Source organism: Streptomonospora sediminis (assembly GCF_054778995.1).
Genome location: NZ_BAAGYZ010000069.1, coordinates 1 through 19,004, shown reverse-complemented (window position 1 = coordinate 19,004; position 19,004 = coordinate 1). Strand labels below are relative to the sequence as shown.

Genomic DNA, 19,004 nt, shown 5'->3' with positions numbered 1-19,004 from the left:
GGGTCCCGCCACGCTGCCGGGTACCGTCGCACCACCGTCAGCGCAGGCGGGTGCGGAGTATCTCGGAGAGTTCGGTGCGTTCGACGTAGTTCTCGAACCGGAATGACGCCGCCAGCGTCTGCGCTTCCGCTAATGTCGCACCGGCGAAAGCGCGGCCGAACCGTTCGACGAGTGGTTCGGCGAGTAGAATGTGCCGCACAAGCCCGTTGATGGGGCCGACCGGTACCTGGTCCGGGGAATCGCGACGACCGGGCTGAAGTAGTTGCGTCCCGTTTGTTCGTCGAGCAGCTTGACAAACCCGGATCGGTCTCCGGGTATCACCGGTATTTTCCTCAGTTGCGGTCTGTGCAGCCCACCGCTGAGGTGATCAGCTGGTCGAGATGATTCCGAGCCTTGCTAATGGACTCGATCGAATCCGTCATCCGGCTCCTGTCGGTGCGCAGTTGGTCGATCGCCTCAGGGCTGATGGTGCCCGAGTCCACACAGGACAAGGCCATTCGGATCGACCCATTAGTGAGGCCGGCCGAACGCAAGCGAAGAATGAACCGTATCCGATCGATTGAGGCTTCAGAGTAATCTCGATGCCCGCCTGCAGTGCGTTCGGGCCGCACCATACCCTCCTCTTCGTAGTACCGCAGAGCCCGGGCGCTGACTCCTGCCCGCTCGGCTGCCTCTGTGATTCGCATTGCACTCCTAAAAGGGGGGTTGAACTTCACGCGCGCGTGAAGTTTTATCCTAGGTGGCATGAAGATCAACAACACAACGGCGCTGGTCACCGGAGCCGGACGCGGACTCGGCCGGGAGTTTGTCCGCGAGCTCCTCGCCCGGGGGGCCAAGGTCTACGCAACAGGTCGTGACGTCACTTCACTGTCCTCCCTCGCTGAGGAGAGCAGGGTGACCGTCCTGCCCCTGGACGTCACAGACCCGTCTTCCGTAGCGGCGGCCGCCGAGGCGGCCGGTGATGTCGACTTGCTGGTGAACAATGCGGGAGTCTTCACAGCAACCGGTGTGCTGGGTGACCTCGACAAGGTGTGCAAGGAGATGGAGGTCAACTACTGGGGTGTTCTCTACATGGTCCGCGCCTTCGCTGATGTCCTCGCCCGAAACGACGGCGGCGCGATCCTGAACGTCGTCTCAGATGCCTCCTGGTCAACCGTGCCGGGCAACGGTGCCTACGCTGCGTCGAAAGCCGCGGCCTGGAACCTGAGCAACGCGCTGCGCCATGAGCTCGCCAAGCAGGCGACCCTTGTGACGGCTGTGCATCTCGGGGCCACAGATACCGATATGTTGCGCGGGATCGATATCCCTAAGGGGGATCCCGCGGACGTTGTTCGCGCGGCACTCGACGGCGTAGAAGCAGGTGAATTCGAGGTGCTCGCCGACGAAGCGGCTGCATCGATGAAAGCTGCTTTGAATAAAACTCCAGAGGAATTCTACCCCGAGTTGGCCCGCATGTTCCGAAAGTAGGAAAAGGGGTGCCGTTGGTGTTACCCGAACCAGGGCCTGGAAGACACCTGGCCGCGCGTAATGGTTCTTGCAGACGCGAGTCCTTTTAGGGCGGCCGGCGGGCCGTACCGCCACAGCGGGTCGGGCGAGTGTGAGCTGCCGGTCGGCGGCACACGAGGAAGATGGTGCCGGCCGACGGCGGCCCTCATAGGTTGGTCGGCGGAATCAGCGGGTGGCCGCGCGGATCACTGCGTGTCCCGACGAGAATAAGATGTGGGGCGTCCCTTCCGAATTCCTCGGACATATCAGCTAGCCACAGTGAGGTCCCGACAATCCGATGATGATTCTCAGAACTTACGCCCGTTTGTTCGTATCGCGCCTCGATGACGCACTTCCCACGCTGGAGGCGCTCATCGGCCATGGCCCTGATGCACGATTCACCTCTGACGACCCGAAGATGCTTGACGCTATCCTGGACGATCCGTCGGCCCCGCCGTTGGGTACGGGCGAAGTCGAGCTTGCCTTGATGGGAAGCTTCCTGGTCGTCGCAGGCGACGAGCCCGAACTCCACCGTGCGCGACGAGCAGTGGGACCGGTGGTCGTCGATGATCTCGAAGCAGTGACCTCGAAACTCGTCGCCCTCGGGGCGCGCCTTGCCGTGCAGCCCACCGAGGCTGAGACAGGCATCTTCAACTTCATCCAGCACAGTGACGGCACGCTTGTCGAGTACATCCAGTGGAAGCCCGAGGTGGTCGATTCCATTATTGGCAACGACGGTCAGCGGTAGAATCCCGTGAGTTCGCGGATCCGGTTGGGACGGGGCGAGTAATCGATCGTTCAGCCGCTAGCCGAACCTGGTTCCCAGGTAACTGTTTCCGACGGCGCGTTCCACGCCGCCGAACCGCGCCGGCGCCACCACACGGCCGCTGACCGATTGAGGGGCAGCACGCGGTTGCCTTCCAGAGCCACTACGCAGGCAGGTCGGCCTTCACGTGTTTGTGGCTGCTCTCGTAGATGATCTGGCTCTGGAAGCTCACGACCTCACTGCGCTGGCTGAGTTTGTCGATCAGGAAATTGTGCAGGTGGTCCAGGTCTGGAGCCGCCACCCGGATGAGGAAGTCGTCGTCTCCGGCGACCACGAACACGGCCGAGACCTCCGGCAGGGAGAGCAGCGCTTCCTTGAACCCGTCGATAACCTCCCTGCTCAAGGGTCGCAGGCGTGCGGACACGAAGGCTTGCACCTGCCGGTTGAGGGCTGCTGGTGCGATGTCGGCGTGGTAGCCGCGGATCACCCCGCGCTCGACGAGTGAACGCACCCGTTCCAAACAGGTGGAGGGCGCGACCCCGATGGCACGGGCAAGCTCCCGGTTGGTCTGCCGTGCATTTGTCTGGAGCTCCCGGATGATCGCCGAATCAAGTTCGTCCATGCGGCCTCCTCGGTCCGTCTCACGAATCTTATTCATTGATCTGGAGTATAGATGTGCATATGGCTAGCATCTAGATGGTGTTCCGTTCATTCATTCTAGGAGAAGCTTGTGCAGCCGCCCATGAAGATGATCATCGCCCTACGCGAAGGGCTGGAGCCGGCTCTCGCGGCCAACGCGGCCGCCGTACTGGGACTGGCCATGGGAGGCCGGCTCGAGGACTCGGTCGCCCCGGACGGCAAGGACGCCTCGGGCGGGGTCCACGCGGGGCTGAACCCGCATCCCGTTCCCACGCTCGTGGCCTCCGCCGGGCAGCTCAGCAGCCTCCATGAAAAAGCTTCCGCCAAAGAGGGCCTGGTCGTGGTGGGGTTCAACGAGGTGGCGCGCCGGTCCCGCACGTATCAGGAGTACGAAGCGGCACTCGCCGCGACGCCGGCCGAAGAGATCGCGCACGTCGGTCTGGCGCTCTTCGGCCCGCGGAACGCGGTCACGAAGCTGACGAAACGCCTGGCTCTCATGTCCTGAGCCGAAACCCACCCGGAAGGTATCCGGCCAAGCGGCGCTGTGGGAGGGCGCCGACCACCCGGGGCACCGGTTCCGGCGGTCCGTTGCCCGGTCACTGCGGGTACCTCTCTGGTGGGGACGGCGTCCGACTCGGTGGCGTTGGGCCGGCGGTTCGCAGGACGAGGCGGGGCGAGCGCCGACCGGGCCGGTCAGCCGTCGAACCGTGCGTGGGGTGCAGGGTTCTTCCGCGGCCGCATCCGGACCCGGGGCAGCTCCGGGGCAGGAATTCTCGCCATCCCGTCGCGGTTCTTCCCCGAGCCGCCGTGTCCCACGTAACCTTCGACGCGCCCGAACCGCTCGCCGTGGTTCTCCCACTCGTCCCGGTACCGCCTGATCTCCTCAGTCGAGCGGCCCAGGAAGTTCCACCACATGACGACCTCCTCGCCGAAGGGGGCACCTCCCAGGAGCACGACCCTGGCCGGTTCCTCGCCGCCGCTGGAGATGCGCAGTGCCTCCGACCCCACCCCGGTGTAGCCCACGGCGTCCTTGGGCACGTGCACGCCTTCGAGCGTGACGGACTCGCCGGTGTCCACCAGCAGACCGTGTTCGAACCCGGGATCGACCTCGAGATCGATCGCAGCGCCGGGGGCGAGCCGGAGTTCGGCCCCCACCAGCGGCGTGTACACGCTCACCGGCGAACGCGTGCCCAGCAGCGAACCGAGGAAGACCAGCGCGTACCCCCCGGCGAACTCGACGGGTTCAGGCACGAAATGCTCGAAACGGCGTTCCCCGGTGTGCCGGGCCTCCTCCGGCAGGGCGAGCCAGAGTTGCACCCCGTGGAGCCGGCCGGTGGCCGGGGCGGAGGTCTCGGAGTGGCAGATGCCGGCCCCAGCCGTCATCAGGTTCATCTCCCCGGGGAGGACGTCTGCGCTGTTGCCGCCGGAGTCGATGTGGGAGATGGCGCCGTCGAACAACCAACTGACCGTCTGCAGCCCGGTGTGCGGATGCGGCGCCACGTCCATCCCGCCGGTGGCCGCCACGTTGTCCGGCCCGTAATGGTCGACGAAGCACCACGCTCCGATCAACGAACGCTGCCGTTGCGGCAGTGTGCGGCGCACGTTCATCGCGCGCGGCCCACCCAGCGGCACGGCACGGGCGCTGATGATCTCGACCGGGGCTCTGCCCTCGCATTCCGCCCACGGTCCTGGCAGACCGCCCTCGGTGCACACGTGGGGGACCGGGTGAGCCTCTGGGTTGGTCATTGCGGTATCCCTTCTGCCTCGCGGGCGCGAATGCGGCTGTCGTGGCCGAGGAGGGGATGCCCGTCCTACGGCCGCACCGCCCCTCGGTAAGGGAGCCGGGCCCGCAGTCGGCCGCGGTAGGTCGGCTGGAAGGCGGAGCAGCCCGCCATCCAGCCGAGCGCCACCCGACCGCGCGCCCAGGTGCCGCCCGAGCCGAGCCGGCGCCGGCGATCCTCGTCGGCGGGTTGTGCCCCGGCCGTCATCATGTCGATGCCGGCCTGGGCGGAACTCGTCTCCCTCAGCCTGCGGGACGCCGACCCGGTCGGCAAGCCGGGGACCGATCGCGGACTCTCCGGTACCTGCAACCGGCTTCATGTACGGTCACCATCAGCATTGGCCCGGAAGTTGCGAAGGCAAGGGAACATGGGCATGGCAGATTTCACGGCGGCACCGCTCACCCCTGAAACATGGCAGGACTTCGAGCAGGTCATGGGGTCAAACGGGGGAGCGCGAGGATGCTGGTGCATGCACTGGCGGGTCTCGTTCAAAGAATGGGAGGCCGGCCGGGGGGACGGCAACCGGGATACGCTGCGTGAGCGCGCAGGCCGGCAGCCTCCTCCCGGGCTGGTGTCCTATGTTGCCGACGAGGCCGTGGGCTGGGTCGGAATCGGCGACCGCTCGGAGTATCCTCGCCTACAGCGTTCGCAGGTGACCAAGCCGCTCGATGATACGCCGGTATGGGTGATCAGCTGTTTGTTCGTGCGACGCAGCCACCGCCAGCAGCGGCTTCAGGCGAAGATGATCGCCGCGGCGTGCGACTTCGCCGCCGAGCACGGCCGGCACACGGTTGAGGGCTTCCCCGTCGAGCCTGCACCAGGCCGGGCCGCGGGCGCGGACAACGCCATGACCGGCATCGCGTCGGCGTTTCATGAAGCCGGGTTCACCGAAGTGGCGCGCCGCAAGAAGGATCGACCGGCGATGCGCCGTACCGTCGCCGACGCGTAACCGGTGGGGGAGCGGGTGCCGGTTCTCCCGCGGGCGGGCGCGGATTGGTGGGATGGACCGCACCACCAGCCGGCCAGACGCCCCAGCGCGGCGACTCTCACCACGGGCAGCGCCGCCCGGTCGAGCTTGCCGTTGCGGTTGACCGGCAGCTCTGCCACCGGTACCACGGCGGCCGGGGCGGGCGGTCACCGGTCCCGCCCGCAGGGGCCGGGGCGGCGCACCGACCCTGCGGAAATGCCCAAATATTGGAGCTGAGACGGGCATTTCTGCATGATCATCGCCGGGAACCCGACATATAACGGGCGCACGGCCACCCTTTAATCCGGCATAACGGACACACGCGCGCCCGCCCGGGCGGTGATGTCAATCGGTGGTTGCAACGAGGTGTTCGTGGAGGGCCTCTGCGGGGGTGCGGTACCCCAGGGTCTTGCGGGCGCGGGTCAGCGATCGGGTTACCGGGGCGCCTCGGCGAGAAATGAGCGAACGACCGCGCCGTATTCCGTGGGGCGTTCGATCGGGACGAAATGGCCAGCGCCCTCGATCACCTCCAGCCGCCCGTGTGAAACACGTCCAGCGGCCTCGCGGGGGAAACGTACTGGCACCGCGGAGTCCTCAGCTCCGTGTACGAAGAGAACGGGACAGGAGAGATTCCCAACGCGCGCCATGAAGTCGGTGCGCATCCGCCGGAACCCGATCTCGAAGCGGTTCCAGTCGCAGAACATGTGACCGTTCCAGCGACGCTTGGCACGGTATTCCTCGGCGGCCATCGCGGCCAGTTCGGTGATCTCCTCGGCCGGAACGTCATCCGAGAAGGCCACGTGGGTGAGGACCCAGCGTTCCAGCCCGGAGGGTGTGCACATACGCGTGAGCAGCCAGGACATGGGTGTCCTCAGAGAAAGATACGCGAGCTCGTGTGAGGCCACCCGGTCCTGGATTCCGCCGCAGGAGGTGAGCACCAGGCGGTCGACGCGCTCCGGCCGCCGCAGCGCGAATCCGAGGGAGGTCGCCGAGCCCAGGGAGAGACCGATCAAGGTCGCCGACTCCAGCCCCCAATGGTCGAGGAGCCGCTCCAGTATGTACTCCTGCCCGCGCTGGTCGGCACGGCCCTTCCAGGGCCAACTGCCACCATGCTTGGGGTGGTCGGGCACGAACACCCGGTGGTCGGTGGCGAGCTCGGGGGCCAGCCACCTCCACGTCCATCCTCCGTTGTCCAGACCGCCGCCGTGCAGCAGTACGACGGGCCTCCCGGATTCCCCGAGGACGCGATAGGTGATGCGCCCCTCTTCGAGTTCCACGCTCCGCTGGCCGCTCATCACTGGTCCTCACTGTCTGACGAGCGCTCCCAGCGCTCGGTGGGTTCACTCATTTGCTCCGCTGCTCTCCAGGAGCGGCACACCCGGGGCCAGAGGCGTGTCATCGCTCATGATGTGGATTCTCGCGACGTCAGTCGGCTGTGGACAGGCGCGCTCGTCACCGATCCGGGATGACGTTTGCCAGTGGCGGCGCCGTCCAAAGGGCGTGGGCGGCGGCGCACGCCCGCAGGCGTGCGGAGTTCGCTGATCCCGCGCAGGCGCGCGGCCCCGCAAGTGGAACCGTTCGGCCAGAACGCCCTCGGACACGTGGTGCGATGGGCGGGTTTGCTACATATATAGCAAGTCATGCTACATCTGTAGCATGGCTGAGTCCCGTAAGAGTGTGTGCCCCCTGTGCGAGGCGATGTGCGCGCTGCGAGTCGACGTCCACGACGATCGCATCGTTGGCCTTCGCGGGGACCCCGACGACCCGTTGTCCCGCGGCCACATTTGCCCCAAGGCGTTCGCGCTGCAGGACGTGCATGACGACCCCGACCGGTTGCGGACCCCGGTGCGCAGGGGGCCCGACGGCTGGACGGAGATCTCATGGGACGACGCCCTCGACCTGGTGGCGGAGGAGCTGGCGCGGATCCGTCGGGAACACGGTGCCGACGCCGTGGCGGTCTACCAGGGCAACCCTGTGGTGCACAGCCTCGGTTCGATGACGCACGGGCCGGCGTTCGTGCGGACGCTGGCCACCCGCAACCGTTACTCGGCGACCTCGCTCGACCAGTTGCCGCACCAGATCGTCGCCCACCAGATGTACGGGAACCAGTGGCTGCTGCCGGTGCCCGACATCGACCGCACCGACCATCTGCTCGTGCTTGGCGCGAACCCTGTCGTGTCCAATGGGAGCATCATGACCGCGCCCGGATTCGGGCGCCGGCTGACGGAACTGCGGAAACGCGGCGGGCGACTGGTCGTGGTCGACCCCCGCCGCACCGAGACGGCGCGCCGCGCCGACGCGCACCACCCCATCCGGCCCGGCACTGACGCCGCCCTGCTGTTCGCGATGGCCCACGTGATACTGCGCGAGGATCTCGCCCGGCCCGCCCACTACATCGGCGGCATCGCCAAGGTTGTGCGCGCGGTGGAGCCGTTCACTCCCGAGCGTGCCGCCGCGGTGACGGGGATCGCGGCCGGAGATATCCGCCGCCTCGCTCGCGCGTTCGCCACGGCGCCCTCCGCCGCCTGCTACGGGCGCATGGGCGTGTCGACCCAGCGGTACGGGGTGCTGTGCCAGTGGGGCATACAACTTCTCAACGCGCTCACCGGCAACCTGGACCGGCCGGGCGGCACCCTGCTGACCGCACCGGCGATCGACCCCATCCGCAATGGCGCCGTCGACCCGGGGAGCTACGGTCGGTGGGCCAGCCGTGTACGGGGACTTCCCGAGATCGGAGGGGAGCTGCCCGCGGTGACACTCGCCGATGAGATCCGCAGCCCGGGTTCGGGCCAGGTTCGGGCGCTGCTCACCGTCGCCGGCAATCCGGTGCTCTCCGTCCCCGGAGGCACCGCCCTGGCGGAGACGCTTCCCGGGCTGGACTTCATGGCCGCGATCGACTTCTACATCAACGAGACGACCCGGCACGCCGACGTCATCCTGCCACCCACCGACGCGCTCGAACGCGACCACTACGACCTCGTGTTTCACCTGCTCGCCGTGCGCAACACCGCCCGCTATGCCCCGGCCCTGTTCCCGAAGCCGGACACCGCACGCCACGACTGGCAGATCTTCGCCGAGCTCGGCCGCCGCTACCGTTCGCTCGTCCGCTCGGGGGCATGGACCGACTGGCTGATGCTTCGGACCACCCCGGCACGCATCGTCGACCTTGGGCTGCGGTTCGGCCCGTACCGGCTCTCGCTGCGCCGGTTGCGCCGCTCGCCGAACGGGCGCGACCTGGGGGCGTTGCGTCCCAGCCTGCCCGGGCGGTTGCGGACCCGCGATCGTCGGGTGCGCGGCGCTCCCCCGATCCTGGTCGCGGCGGCGGACCGCGCCGCCACCGAGCTGCTCGACCCTCCCGACGAACACGAGCTCCTGCTGGTCGGGCGCAGGCAGACGCGTGGGAACAACTCGTGGCTGCACAACACGGCCCGGCTGGTGAGCGGCCGTCCGCGGCACCACCTGCTCATGCACCCCGACGACATGCGTGACCGCGGGATCCCTGACGGCGGGCGCGCCCGCGTCCGGTCCCGTTCGGGCGAACTGGTGACCGACGTGCGCGCCACGACCGACCTCATGCGGGGGGTCGTGAGCCTTCCCCACGGTTTCGGGCACGACCGGCCGGGTGTGCGGCTGTCCACCGCGCGGCGGGTGGCGGGAGAGAGCGCCAACGACGTCACCGACCCGCTCGACGTGGACGAAACCGGTGCCACCGCGATCCTCAACGGTTTCCCCGTCACCGTGCGGTGCGAATGACCGGGACGAAAGCGGTACGCGTCTATTCTGACGCCATGCCCATCCGAACGGGACCGGACCGGACACGACGCGAAAGGGCGGCCGATGGTGCTGTCGCGGTGATCGCCGAGTCCGGGCTGCGCGGCTTGACGCACCGCGCGGTCGATGTGCGTGCGCAGCTACCCCCCGGAAGCACGAGCAGTTGTTTCCGGACCCGCAGGGCGCTCGTCGAGGGCGCGCTGGCCCGGATCCTGGAGCTCGACGAGGCGATCCTCGACCGGCTACCGCCGGCGTGGTGGCGCTCGCCCGAGCTTGCGGTGGAGGCCCTGACAGGGGTGTTGGAGACCTGGCTCGGTGAGGCGCGGCACCGGACCCGGGCCCGCATGGTCCTGTACCTCGACGCGTCCCTGGCGCGGGACAGCGAGTCATGGTACGCCGCAGCGAGCGGGAGGTTTCTGGAGCGCGCCGCCTCTGGCATGCGCGAAGCGGGACTCCCGGAGCCGGAGCGCAGCGCCGCCCTGTTCGTCTCGCAGCTCGACGGGGTCCTGTTCGGTGCCCTGACCCGACCGGACTACGTGACGGTCGACCGGGAGTGGCTGCGTGGTGCGGTGCGGGCGGTGCTGCGTTCGCTGGGCGCGCCGGAGCACTCGGGGTAGAGAGGTGTGTGGTCGGGCGGTGGGCACCCCCGGTGTCCTCGCACACTCCACGACGCGCACTCCGACCACCATGACACGTGTAATCGCGGGGACCCTCACAACGCACGCCAATGACGTGCCACCTGGGAGTGTTGCCCGCGCGACCTCGCTGACAGTCTGAACACCATGACTTCCCAGCCAAGCGCCGAGCCCGCGGAACCGCTCCCCGACCCCCGGCAGGGCCACACGCCCCCTGGGGACCGGCCGGTGGACGGACGGAACCCGTGGGAGCAGATCAAACCGTGGCGTGGCAAGGCGACCCGGACGGACAAGGCACTGCTGGCCACCATTCTCGGGATGTTCACCGTGTTGCTGGTGATGTGGCCGTTGCGGCCACTGTTGATCGCCGACCATCCCGTGCTGCTCGCGCTCGTGACCGGTAGTAAGACGTCGATCGGTGCGGCGGCGGCCTACGCGCGCATCGGTGAGATACCGCTGTGGGGCGCGATCGCCGCCGGGACCGTGGGCATCATCAAAATCAACTGGGTGTTCTGGTGGACCGGCCGACGGTGGGGCCGGGGCATGATCGACATGTTCGCCACCACCGAGCGCGCGCAGCGGCTCGCCGACCGGTTGCAGAACATGAACCCGTGGCTCGTCCGGGCCGCTGTCGTGCTCTGCTACCTGCCAGGCATCCCCCGCGTGATCGTGTACGGCGTGGCCGGGTGGACCGGGATGCGCCTGGGTACGTTCCTCGTGCTGGACACGCTGGCCGCGACAGCCCTCACCTCGGTTGTCGCCGGGTGCGGCTACGCCCTCGGGCAGGACGCCGTCGACGTCATCATCGCCATCGACGACTACGCCATCTGGATCACCCTCGCCATCGCCGTGGCGCTGCCGTTCGTGCCCATGATCCGGGCGCGTCTGGGACGCGTCGGAAAGCGCGACACCGGCCGCGGCGAGGCGGAGGAGCCCACCCACCCGGGTGGGGACCAGCCCCCGGCATGACCAGGGGCACCTCCACGCCGTCCAGAGCGGGCCGCTACCGCGGGTGCGGCAGGCGCGGCCAGTGCGGCCCGGCCGCCTCGGCGCCGTGCGCGGAGGCGGCGACGCGGGAACCGGACGGACCCACCCGCCATGTCACGTTCGCGATCGCGGCCCCGTCGTGATCGGTGAGGGAGGTTCGAATATGACCCAGAACATCACGGTCGTGGGTGGCGGGCTCGGTGGGCTCGTCACCGCCATCTCCGCCGCCGAGTCCGGAGCCCGCGTCACCCTGTTCGAGGCGCACGAGACCCTGGGGGGACGCGCGAGGTCGACGCCCGCGCCCTACATAGCCAACGAGGGCCCACACGTCTTCTACAGCGACGGACCGGAATGGCGCTGGCTCGCGGCACGGAACCTGGTCCCGGCGGCGAAACTGGGCCTGTCGGAAGCCAGGGGGCTGCGGTTCCGGCACGGCGGACGACTGCACCGGCGCCCCCCGGCGGGGGTGCTGCGGGCCGCGGCGCAGCGGGGGCTGCGCGCCCCGGTGGAACCGGCCTTCACCGAATGGGCGACCCGACGGTTCGGCCCCACCACGGCACGCCAGATCGCCAGCTTCACCGGAGTGGTGACCTTCGACTCCGATCCCGGGCGGCTGTCGGCGGCGTTCGTGTGGGAACGGTTCCTGCGCGTCACCCGGCCGCGGTACCCGGCGGTGCGGTACGTGCTCGGCGGATGGCAGACCCTGGTGGACAACCTCGCCGGGCTCGCCCGTTCGCTGGGGGTCGAGATCCGCACCGGTACCCGGGTGCACGAGCTGCCGGACCCGCCGGTGGTCGTGGCCGCGTCACTGGTGGCCGCCCGCAGGCTCCTCGGCGACGACGCGCTCACGACCGAGAGTGGACGAACGGTCATGCTGGACCTGGGGGTACGCCAGGACGCGGGCGACGCCTTCCTCGTGTTCGACCACGACGAGGCGGGCTTCGTGGAGCGCTACACCAGCGTTGACCCGTCGCTCGCCCCTGAGGGCGAGTCCCTGGTTCAGGCACAGCTGCCGCTGAGAAGCGGGGAGTCGAAGCCGCGAGGGCTGGAGCGGATGGCTCCGCTACTGAACCAGGCCATTCCAGGGTGGGAGGACCGCACGACCTGGCGACGCGCGTCGGTGGCGGACTCCCGCAGCGGCGCGCTCGACCTGCCCGGAACCACCTGGCGCGACCGTCCGGCGGTTGACCGCGGGAACGGTGTCTACCTGGTCGGTGACCAGGTGGCGGCCCCGGGCCTCCTTAGCGAGGTGACCATCGCGAGCGCGCTCCACGCGGCGCGAGCGGCCGCGACGACCGACGCACGTGGGACGCTCTCCAGGTGAGCGAGGAACGTCAGGATCACACGGCCCACTTCACGGACAGCCGGGAGCTGCTCTTCGGGGTGGCCTACCGGATCCTGGGTGACGCCGCCGAGGCCGAGGACGTCGTGCAGGACGCGTGGTTGCGCTGGCGCGACGTCGACCCTGGGCGGGTGGGCAACCCGACCGGGTTCCTGGTGCGCACCGCGACCAACCTCGCATTGGACCGGTTGCGGTCCGCACGGGCCAGGCGCGAGTCCTACGTGGGACCGTGGCTCCCCGAGCCGATCCTGACCAGCCCGGACGTGGCCGAGGACGTCGAACACGGCGACACGGTGTCTCTCGGGCTCCTGGTGGTCCTGGAGACGCTGTCTCCGCTGGAGCGTGCGGTGTTCGTGCTGCGTGAGGCGTTCGCCTTCTCCTATGCCGAGATCGGCGAGATTCTCGGACGCGGCGAGTCGTCGGTTCGGCAACTCGGGCACCGAGCCCGCAGCCACGTCCAGGCGCGGCGCCCCCGTTTCGATACGGACCGGAGGCGCCACCGCGAGGTGACCGAGCGTTTCCTCGCGGCCTGTATCGGGGGCGACATGGCGGGCCTACTGGAGATCCTGGCGCCCGAGGTCGAGCTGGCCAGTGACAGCGGTGGCCGGGCACGGGCACCACTGCGGAGGATCACCGGCGCCGACAAGGTCGGGCGCTTCCTGGTGGGCATCGCCCGGCGGCCGCCACCCCACACCGAGTTCACGCAGGTCGAGGTGAACGGCGCTCCCGCGTCGCTGGTGCTATCGGAGGGGCGCCCCTTTGCCCTGTTCGCGCTGGAGCTGGCCGACGCGAGAGTGACCGCGGTCCGGCTGATCGTCAACCCGGAGAAACTGGCTGGCCTCGACACGGCCGCTCTCGACCGGGACGAACTCCCGTAGCCGAGCGCGGGGGCGGCGGCTGTCCTCACCGTATTGCGCGCCAGTTGGTCGGCGGACTCCTGTCTTGGTGTTACACGATGCTCAAGTGTCCCGTGGAGGTGAGGCCGGGTCGGCGGTCGCGGCGGGCGCCTCGTGTTCGCGGTGCACCGCCACGGCCACGATAACGAGGCCCACTCCCAGGACTTCCAGCGGCCTCGGCACCTGCGCCAAGACGAGGATTCCGATGACTGTCGCGGTGGCGGGAAGCAGTGCTGTCATTAGCGCGTAGGTCCCACGCGCCAGCCTGCGCATGGCCATCTGATCGAAGGCGTAGGGAATCACCGAGGACGTGATGCCGACGCCGATCGCCGCGCCGATCGCCACGGGACTGGTGAAGGCGGGGAGCGCATCGGTGACGCCGAGGGGGAGTGCGACGACACCCGCGACCATCATCGCCGCCGCAAGCCCGTCCACGCCAGCGAGGTGCTCGTTCCTCGATACCCGATGGCCGATGATGATATATCCGGCGAACAGGGCCATGTTCGCGAACGCGAAGACGAACCCCAGCGGCGCCCCGGCAAGGCTCACCTGGCTCAGGGCGGCGACCCCGCCGACCGTGAGCGCCAGGGCGCCGAGGTTGCGGAGACTGCGCACCGCGACCGCCGCAAGCGCGATGGGCCCCGCGAACTCGATCGCCGCCACAGTCCCCAGCGGTAGGACGTCGATCGCGAGGTAGAACACCGCGTTCATGTGCGCGAGGAGGAAACCCCAGGCGACGACCGTCGCGCGCTCCTTGCGTCCGGCCGCTAACCAGGCCCGCCACGGTCGGCGCCAGAGGGCGAAGATCACGGCGGCCGAGAGGATGCGCAGCCAGGCCACACCGAGAGGCTCGACCCGGATGAACAGCAGCACCGCGAACGACGGACCCAGGTAGTGGAAGATCGCCGAAGCCACGAAGAAGAGTTCGGGGCGAACCCGCTGTGCGCAGGGTCGGCGCCCCGCTTTGGTGGTGAACATCGCCGCACCCTAACGGTCGAACTCCACTTTGAGCATTAAGTGCACGATGGCGCACGGATGCTAACGTGTCAAATGACTCAAGGGTGTTAGGAGAGGAGGGTGGTGATGGCCGACAGTCTCGACCTCGACCCGGGCCCGTATCGGGGGACCTACAAGCTCATCGGCGGCGCACCCTGCCTCGACTTCGCCAATCTGGTGAGCTACCGCGGCACCGCGCGCCACCACGACTGGCTCTGTCCGGTCGACAATGCGGCCATATGGAGCGAGGCGGCCGGCTTCCCCAGGGCCGTTCTGGGCGACCCGTCCGAGCTGCTCGGGTTTCGCGAGGTCCTCGCCCAAGTATTCCTCGCTGTCGCGGACTCGAGGGAACCCGCGGCAACCTGTCTGGGACGGATCAGTGCGGCCGCCCTCGCCGCCCGGGAGCGGGCGCGCCTGGAGTTCCCACCTGGCGGAACGCATGCCGTGTGGGTCGACGACACCCCCCGCCTCATCGGTGTCCTCGCCCTCGACGCGGTGCGGCTCCTCACCTCAGAGGAGTCCCTCGCTCGTGTTCGCGCCTGCCGCGAATGCCGATGGGTTTTCCTCGACACCACCCGCAACCGCAGCCGCCGCTGGTGCGACCCCGCCGACTGCGGCAACCGCGCGCGGCAGCGCAGGCACTACACCAGCACGCACCACGCCGGCGCGACCGCCACGGACTGAGTCACGCGTTGGTCGCGTACGGTGATCCCAGGTCGCATTGCGGCCCTGTCCCGAACGACCCGCGGGTGGCAGGACGGTGAGGAACGCCCCGGTGGCGCCGCCCGAAGCGCCGCACGGCCTCGGTCACACGTCGGCCACACCGATGGCCTGCTCGATCACGTCGGCGATCTGCTGGGGCCGCGTGAGCACGGCGAGGTGGTCGGCGTTCTCGCGGTGTACCCACCAGCCTCGGCGTTCCGCGTCCGCAGCCTCCTGGTCGTAGGCTGCGCTCAACCGCACGTAGGCGCACCAAGGCGGAGCGCCGCCGCGCACGGTCGGCGCCGGTTCCTCGAAGAACGCCACCGGCAGCTCCGGAAGCTCGGCGACGAACCGCTCCCGCGTACCCGCATCGGGCACCAGGGTGTCGAGCGTCCCCGCCGGAAACCACTCGTTCCAGCGGGGAAGGCGGCCGGCACGGGCCAGACCGGCCACCTGCTCGCGCAATGGCGGCGGTGCGGTATCGAACCAACTGCGGCCCGGGTGCGGAAGGAGGGCGTCAACGAACACCGACCCCCGAACTCCGTCTCCCACGGCCTCGGCGATCGCCGGTAGCAGCGGTCCCGCGCCACTATGGCCGACCAACACCACCCGGCCATTGTTCTCCTCCCCGCCCAATGCGCTTACCGCTGCCTCAGTGAACTTCCGGTAGTACGGAGGACCTTCGTCAGCAACCGCGGTCAGCGAGGGGACGGCAACGCGATGTCCCTTATCCCGCAGGTGCGCGGCCGTTGGATCCCAGGTCAGCGGGCCCACCAGCGGACTGTGGACGAGTACGATCAGGTGTTCGGTCATGGTCGCCATGGGGTCCAGTATGGGAGCGCGGGAATCGGGGGCGCAGAATCACCCGTCATCGTTTCGCGGTGAGTTTTGCAACGCCCGGGGCATTACACGTATCACCGACTGACAGCCGGGCGGGAATGGGCCCCGCGGCGCTCCTTCATTCCCGGGGACGCACAGCGTTCAGCGGATTTCCCTGTGGACGGCCGGTTCCTGCGGTCATATGCGCGCCGTGACAGTTCCCGGCAGTAGTCGCCCTCTCACGTCCCGGCTACCGACAGCACTGCGACGAAGTGGATATCTTCATCAGATGGCGGACATCCGTGGTCTCCGGCACGCCTGTTACACGGCGGCCCGGCGTACTGGCGGCGAGGTGGTCGAGTTCCGCCTCGCCGGCGACGTGACCCCTAACTTCCACCAAGGGATCGTCGCTTACCGTGAGCACAAGGTCGCCGTGGCCTGCACGCGTGACTCGGCGATACTGGCGGTCGCAGAACCCCGAACCATCGAATTCGTCGACGGAGCCAGGGAGTCGGGCCCGTTGACGTTCGTCCACGCTCCCGCGCTGACGGCTGTCCTGGCAGAGCTGCCGGGGTTCCAGGTGCTGGCCTCGTCGGAGCTGAACGGCCCGTTCGATTTCGCAGCCTGGCCTGATGTCGCGCCTGACGACATCAAGTACTGGCGGCCCGGCAACCTCGGCGAGGCCCTCTTCAACCACTGGGACTGACGAGCGCCGAAACTTCGCCGAGCTCAATCTGTCGTCACGTACCGTGACAACACTGCGGCCGCCCGACTTTCCATCATGGAAACCCGATGTTAGAGTTTCCATGATGGAAAGTCGGGGTGAGGGAGGCGGATCCATGGACGATGTGACGGCGCAGGACGCTCTGAACAGTGTGCAGGACGTCCAATGCCGGGTGGTTGACCGAGGGGCCAGTCCGTGGTGGTACCACCCGGCTCTGGGGGTGTCGATGGCGATCGCCGTCGGAATGGGCAGCTTCAGTTGGGATCTGATTCCCTACGCGGTCATCGGCGGCGGGGCTGTCGTCCCCACGGTATTGTCGGCGCTGGTCGACCGCAGAAACGGGGTGGCGATTAACCGTTACGGCGCGACGCCGGAGTCACGTCGGTCGAGTGGCGGTTACGCGCTCGCACTCACGCTCCTGATTGCCGTGGGGATCCTGTTGCAGTGGGGGGCGGGCCTGCCTTGGGCGATGGCTGCCAGCGGTGCGCTCGTCCTGGTTCTCACCGTGATCTGCGGTCGCCGGATCGAGTCGCGCGTATTGGCTGACCTCCGGCAGGGGAGCGCATGAGCCGGGCGGTCTTCAACGAGGTGATTCACCCGCCGAATCGGTTGCGGTTATGTGCGATGCTCGCCGCTGCCGACTCGGTGGAGTTCGGAGCTGCTCGTGACACGCTCGGAGTGAGCGACTCCGTGCTCAGTAAGCAGGTCAAGATCCTCCAGTCGGAGGGGTATGTGAGCAGCGTCAAAGGACCGCGTAACGCCAGGACCCATACCTGGCTCAAGCTCACGCGGGCCGGGCGTATCGCGCTGGACGAACACTTGGCCGCTCTCCGGGACATCGCCGGAGAGAGTCGGCCCCGGTCCTCGGCGGGCGGGAACGCTTCGGCGGACCGATTGAACGAGGCGTAGGCTCGGAAGAAGCCGTTCGCGGTGTCGGCGGCTCCACTAGGCACAGGTCGGCGACATGGTCGCTTGTGTACGAGAAGCACTGCACGTATCGCGCCCTCTACCGGGCGTCGAGTCCGGCCGCTCGGCCGAGTAGCGCGTTGGCCCACCTTGTGCCGGCAAGTCGGGTGCCTATCGACCGCGCCGCGAGCGACAGGCGGTTGCTAGGAATGAACAGTTCGCGGGATCGACGCCCACGGCGCTGCTTGGAGAGCACGATCGGTCGCAGCCGCTGTTCCCACTCCGTCAACGCGGTTCCGATGTCGCGCTGCTGGTCGAGGATCGTCCCCAGCAAGGCTCCGCCGCCGACCGCGAGTGACGCGCCGTATCCGGCGAGCAGGCTGACCGACCAGGCGGAATCGCCGACGAGTACGACCCTGTGACGGCTCCACGACTCCATTCGGATCTGGCTGATGGTATCGAAGAACAACGTGTCTGCCGTTTCCGCCCGTGCGATCAGTTCCGGCCAGGCCCAGTCCAGATCTCCATACACGCGGTGCAGTACCGGGAGAGGGCCGGACGCGAGGTAGGGCTGGAGGCGCTCGGTGGCGAAGGTGAAGAATGCGGCAAGGCGATTGCCGCGCTGCGGATAGACGCCAACTCCGCGTCCGACCAGCGCGAGGAACGTCGTCCGGTCGGCCAACGGGCCCGGCGGGTCATCGACCTCGAACGACATCACCGCCGCCCCGAAGTCGTGGCGATACCTCTTCTCAGCGCCGAACACGAGTCGTCTGACGGTGGAATGCAGCCCGTCGGCGCCGACGAGCAGGTCCACGTGGAGACGCGAGCCATCGCTGAGCGTGGCCTGGACACTGTCCGGCTCGTTGTCGATCCCGGTCACGTCCGCGCTGAACCGCAGGTCGAGAGTCGACGGGAGCGCGTCGTGAAGCACGCGCTCCAAGTCCCCCCGCAAGATCGAGATCATTCGGTTTCCAACCCACGCCTGCTGGGACTCGACCGGCATCGAAGCCAGAACCCTGCCATCGCCATCGACATGCTGCACTGGGCTCCACGGCGATGCCAGGAGGTGAAGCTCCTCGATCAATCCCAGCCGCTCGGCGGCGTTGTATCCAACGCCGGAGAAGCCCACGACGAACGCTCCTCCGCGTAGCCGAGCGGCTCTCTCCAGGACGGTCACCCGCCAGCCGAACCGTGCCAACTGGAGGGCCGTAGCCAGACCGGCGATCCCGGCTCCCACCACCAGCGCCTTTCGGGGTGACTCTTCAGGCCGCACCACACACTCCTCCCTCGCCCACGCGCCGGGATCGGCATGACCCCCCGAACATTATTGGATTTCAGAAGTGTTTGGAAATTCAGTAGATGGTCGTATGGCGCCCCCGATCGAGCGCGCTGAGCATCTCGCCCTCGTGCCGGGCCGGGTGGCGGATGACCGCCAGGCTGCTGGCGGCGTTCCTGTTCAGTGAGGTGGAAAAGCCGGGGAGCCTCGCTGCACGGAGACAATCGGCTCTCCGCTGGAATCCCCACCGGTCTAGCCTCGATCTTTCGTGAGGCTGCGGCGTCGAAGTGAAGGACCCGGCCCTGTCTCACG

General features: G+C 68.3%; 21 protein-coding genes. 13 read left to right on the top strand and 8 right to left on the bottom strand.

Annotated features, from left to right (window positions below; genetic code table 11):
• Window positions 1-37: 37 nt before the first annotated feature.
• Entirely contained in the window at window positions 38-199 is a 162-nt protein-coding gene (locus tag ACYVD5_RS13765; RefSeq protein WP_461001414.1) for a hypothetical protein, read from the bottom strand.
• Between the two features lie 133 nt (window positions 200-332).
• A complete protein-coding gene (locus tag ACYVD5_RS13760) occupies window positions 333-686 on the bottom strand; it encodes a MerR family transcriptional regulator (RefSeq protein ID WP_461001413.1) in 354 nt (117 codons plus the stop codon).
• Between the two features lie 58 nt (window positions 687-744).
• On the opposite strand from ACYVD5_RS13760, the gene ACYVD5_RS13755 reads away from it, so the two are divergent.
• Window positions 745-1,467: an SDR family oxidoreductase gene (locus ACYVD5_RS13755; RefSeq protein WP_461001412.1), complete on the top strand. Its 723-nt coding sequence runs from the start codon at window positions 745-747 to the stop codon at window positions 1,465-1,467.
• 316 nt (window positions 1,468-1,783) lie between these two features.
• Window positions 1,784-2,233 (top strand): hypothetical protein, encoded by a 450-nt coding sequence (locus ACYVD5_RS13750; RefSeq protein WP_461001411.1) that lies wholly within the window; start codon window positions 1,784-1,786, stop codon window positions 2,231-2,233.
• A 181-nt stretch (window positions 2,234-2,414) separates the two neighbouring features.
• Here the strand turns inward: ACYVD5_RS13750 and ACYVD5_RS13745 are convergent, their stop codons facing one another.
• Entirely contained in the window at window positions 2,415-2,873 is a 459-nt protein-coding gene (locus ACYVD5_RS13745; RefSeq protein ID WP_461001410.1) for an Lrp/AsnC family transcriptional regulator, read from the bottom strand.
• A gap of 120 nt (window positions 2,874-2,993) precedes the next feature.
• Between ACYVD5_RS13745 and ACYVD5_RS13740 the strand changes: the two genes are divergently transcribed.
• A complete protein-coding gene (locus tag ACYVD5_RS13740) occupies window positions 2,994-3,395 on the top strand; it encodes a DUF2000 domain-containing protein (RefSeq protein ID WP_461001409.1) in 402 nt (133 codons plus the stop codon).
• A 188-nt stretch (window positions 3,396-3,583) separates the two neighbouring features.
• Here the strand turns inward: ACYVD5_RS13740 and ACYVD5_RS13735 are convergent, their stop codons facing one another.
• Window positions 3,584-4,636: a pirin family protein gene (locus tag ACYVD5_RS13735; protein ID WP_461001408.1), complete on the bottom strand. Its 1,053-nt coding sequence runs from the start codon at window positions 4,634-4,636 to the stop codon at window positions 3,584-3,586.
• A gap of 408 nt (window positions 4,637-5,044) precedes the next feature.
• Between ACYVD5_RS13735 and ACYVD5_RS13730 the strand changes: the two genes are divergently transcribed.
• Window positions 5,045-5,620, top strand: coding sequence for a GNAT family N-acetyltransferase (locus tag ACYVD5_RS13730; protein WP_461001407.1), 576 nt, complete (start codon window positions 5,045-5,047; stop codon window positions 5,618-5,620).
• A 452-nt stretch (window positions 5,621-6,072) separates the two neighbouring features.
• On the opposite strand, the gene ACYVD5_RS13725 is transcribed toward ACYVD5_RS13730, so the two are convergent.
• A complete protein-coding gene (locus tag ACYVD5_RS13725) occupies window positions 6,073-6,933 on the bottom strand; it encodes an alpha/beta fold hydrolase (RefSeq protein WP_461001406.1) in 861 nt (286 codons plus the stop codon).
• A gap of 361 nt (window positions 6,934-7,294) precedes the next feature.
• Between ACYVD5_RS13725 and ACYVD5_RS13720 the strand changes: the two genes are divergently transcribed.
• The 5 genes from ACYVD5_RS13720 (at window position 7,295) to sigJ (ending at window position 13,251) form a co-directional block, all read left to right on the top strand.
• Window positions 7,295-9,391: a molybdopterin-dependent oxidoreductase gene (locus ACYVD5_RS13720; RefSeq protein WP_461001405.1), complete on the top strand. Its 2,097-nt coding sequence runs from the start codon at window positions 7,295-7,297 to the stop codon at window positions 9,389-9,391.
• 35 nt (window positions 9,392-9,426) lie between these two features.
• Window positions 9,427-10,026: a TetR/AcrR family transcriptional regulator gene (locus tag ACYVD5_RS13715; protein ID WP_461001404.1), complete on the top strand. Its 600-nt coding sequence runs from the start codon at window positions 9,427-9,429 to the stop codon at window positions 10,024-10,026.
• 165 nt (window positions 10,027-10,191) lie between these two features.
• Entirely contained in the window at window positions 10,192-11,013 is an 822-nt protein-coding gene (locus tag ACYVD5_RS13710; protein WP_461001403.1) for a DedA family protein, read from the top strand.
• A 181-nt stretch (window positions 11,014-11,194) separates the two neighbouring features.
• On the top strand, window positions 11,195-12,355 hold the full coding sequence (locus tag ACYVD5_RS13705; RefSeq protein WP_461001402.1) for an FAD-dependent oxidoreductase: 1,161 nt from the start codon (window positions 11,195-11,197) through the stop codon (window positions 12,353-12,355).
• Window positions 12,352-13,251 (top strand): RNA polymerase sigma factor SigJ, encoded by a 900-nt coding sequence (sigJ, locus tag ACYVD5_RS13700; RefSeq protein ID WP_461001401.1) that lies wholly within the window; start codon window positions 12,352-12,354, stop codon window positions 13,249-13,251. The genes ACYVD5_RS13705 and sigJ overlap by 4 nt, the downstream gene beginning before the upstream one ends.
• Before the next feature lie 81 nt (window positions 13,252-13,332).
• On the opposite strand, the gene ACYVD5_RS13695 is transcribed toward sigJ, so the two are convergent.
• Window positions 13,333-14,247: an EamA family transporter gene (locus ACYVD5_RS13695; RefSeq protein ID WP_461001400.1), complete on the bottom strand. Its 915-nt coding sequence runs from the start codon at window positions 14,245-14,247 to the stop codon at window positions 13,333-13,335.
• A 105-nt stretch (window positions 14,248-14,352) separates the two neighbouring features.
• Here ACYVD5_RS13695 and ACYVD5_RS13690 point away from each other — a divergent pair, with 105 nt between their 5' ends.
• Window positions 14,353-14,949, top strand: coding sequence for a CGNR zinc finger domain-containing protein (locus ACYVD5_RS13690; protein ID WP_461001399.1), 597 nt, complete (start codon window positions 14,353-14,355; stop codon window positions 14,947-14,949).
• Window positions 14,950-15,072: 123 nt separating this feature from the next.
• On the opposite strand, the gene ACYVD5_RS13685 is transcribed toward ACYVD5_RS13690, so the two are convergent.
• The gene (locus ACYVD5_RS13685) at window positions 15,073-15,789 is read right to left on the bottom strand and encodes an alpha/beta fold hydrolase (protein ID WP_461001398.1); all 717 of its coding nucleotides are present in this window, start codon (window positions 15,787-15,789) and stop codon (window positions 15,073-15,075) included.
• Window positions 15,790-16,075: 286 nt separating this feature from the next.
• Between ACYVD5_RS13685 and ACYVD5_RS13680 the strand changes: the two genes are divergently transcribed.
• From ACYVD5_RS13680 to ACYVD5_RS13670, 3 genes are all read left to right on the top strand, one after another.
• Entirely contained in the window at window positions 16,076-16,492 is a 417-nt protein-coding gene (locus tag ACYVD5_RS13680; RefSeq protein ID WP_461001397.1) for a hypothetical protein, read from the top strand.
• Between the two features lie 133 nt (window positions 16,493-16,625).
• Window positions 16,626-17,078, top strand: coding sequence for a hypothetical protein (locus ACYVD5_RS13675; RefSeq protein WP_461001396.1), 453 nt, complete (start codon window positions 16,626-16,628; stop codon window positions 17,076-17,078).
• Window positions 17,075-17,419 (top strand): transcriptional regulator, encoded by a 345-nt coding sequence (locus tag ACYVD5_RS13670; RefSeq protein ID WP_461001395.1) that lies wholly within the window; start codon window positions 17,075-17,077, stop codon window positions 17,417-17,419. Before ACYVD5_RS13675 ends, ACYVD5_RS13670 begins: the two co-directional genes overlap by 4 nt.
• 97 nt (window positions 17,420-17,516) lie before the next feature.
• Here the strand turns inward: ACYVD5_RS13670 and ACYVD5_RS13665 are convergent, their stop codons facing one another.
• Window positions 17,517-18,653 carry an FAD-dependent oxidoreductase gene (locus ACYVD5_RS13665; protein WP_461001514.1) on the bottom strand — a complete coding sequence of 379 codons (1,137 nt, stop codon included), beginning with the start codon at window positions 18,651-18,653 and terminating at the stop codon, window positions 17,517-17,519.
• Between the last annotated feature and the right edge of the window lie 351 nt (window positions 18,654-19,004).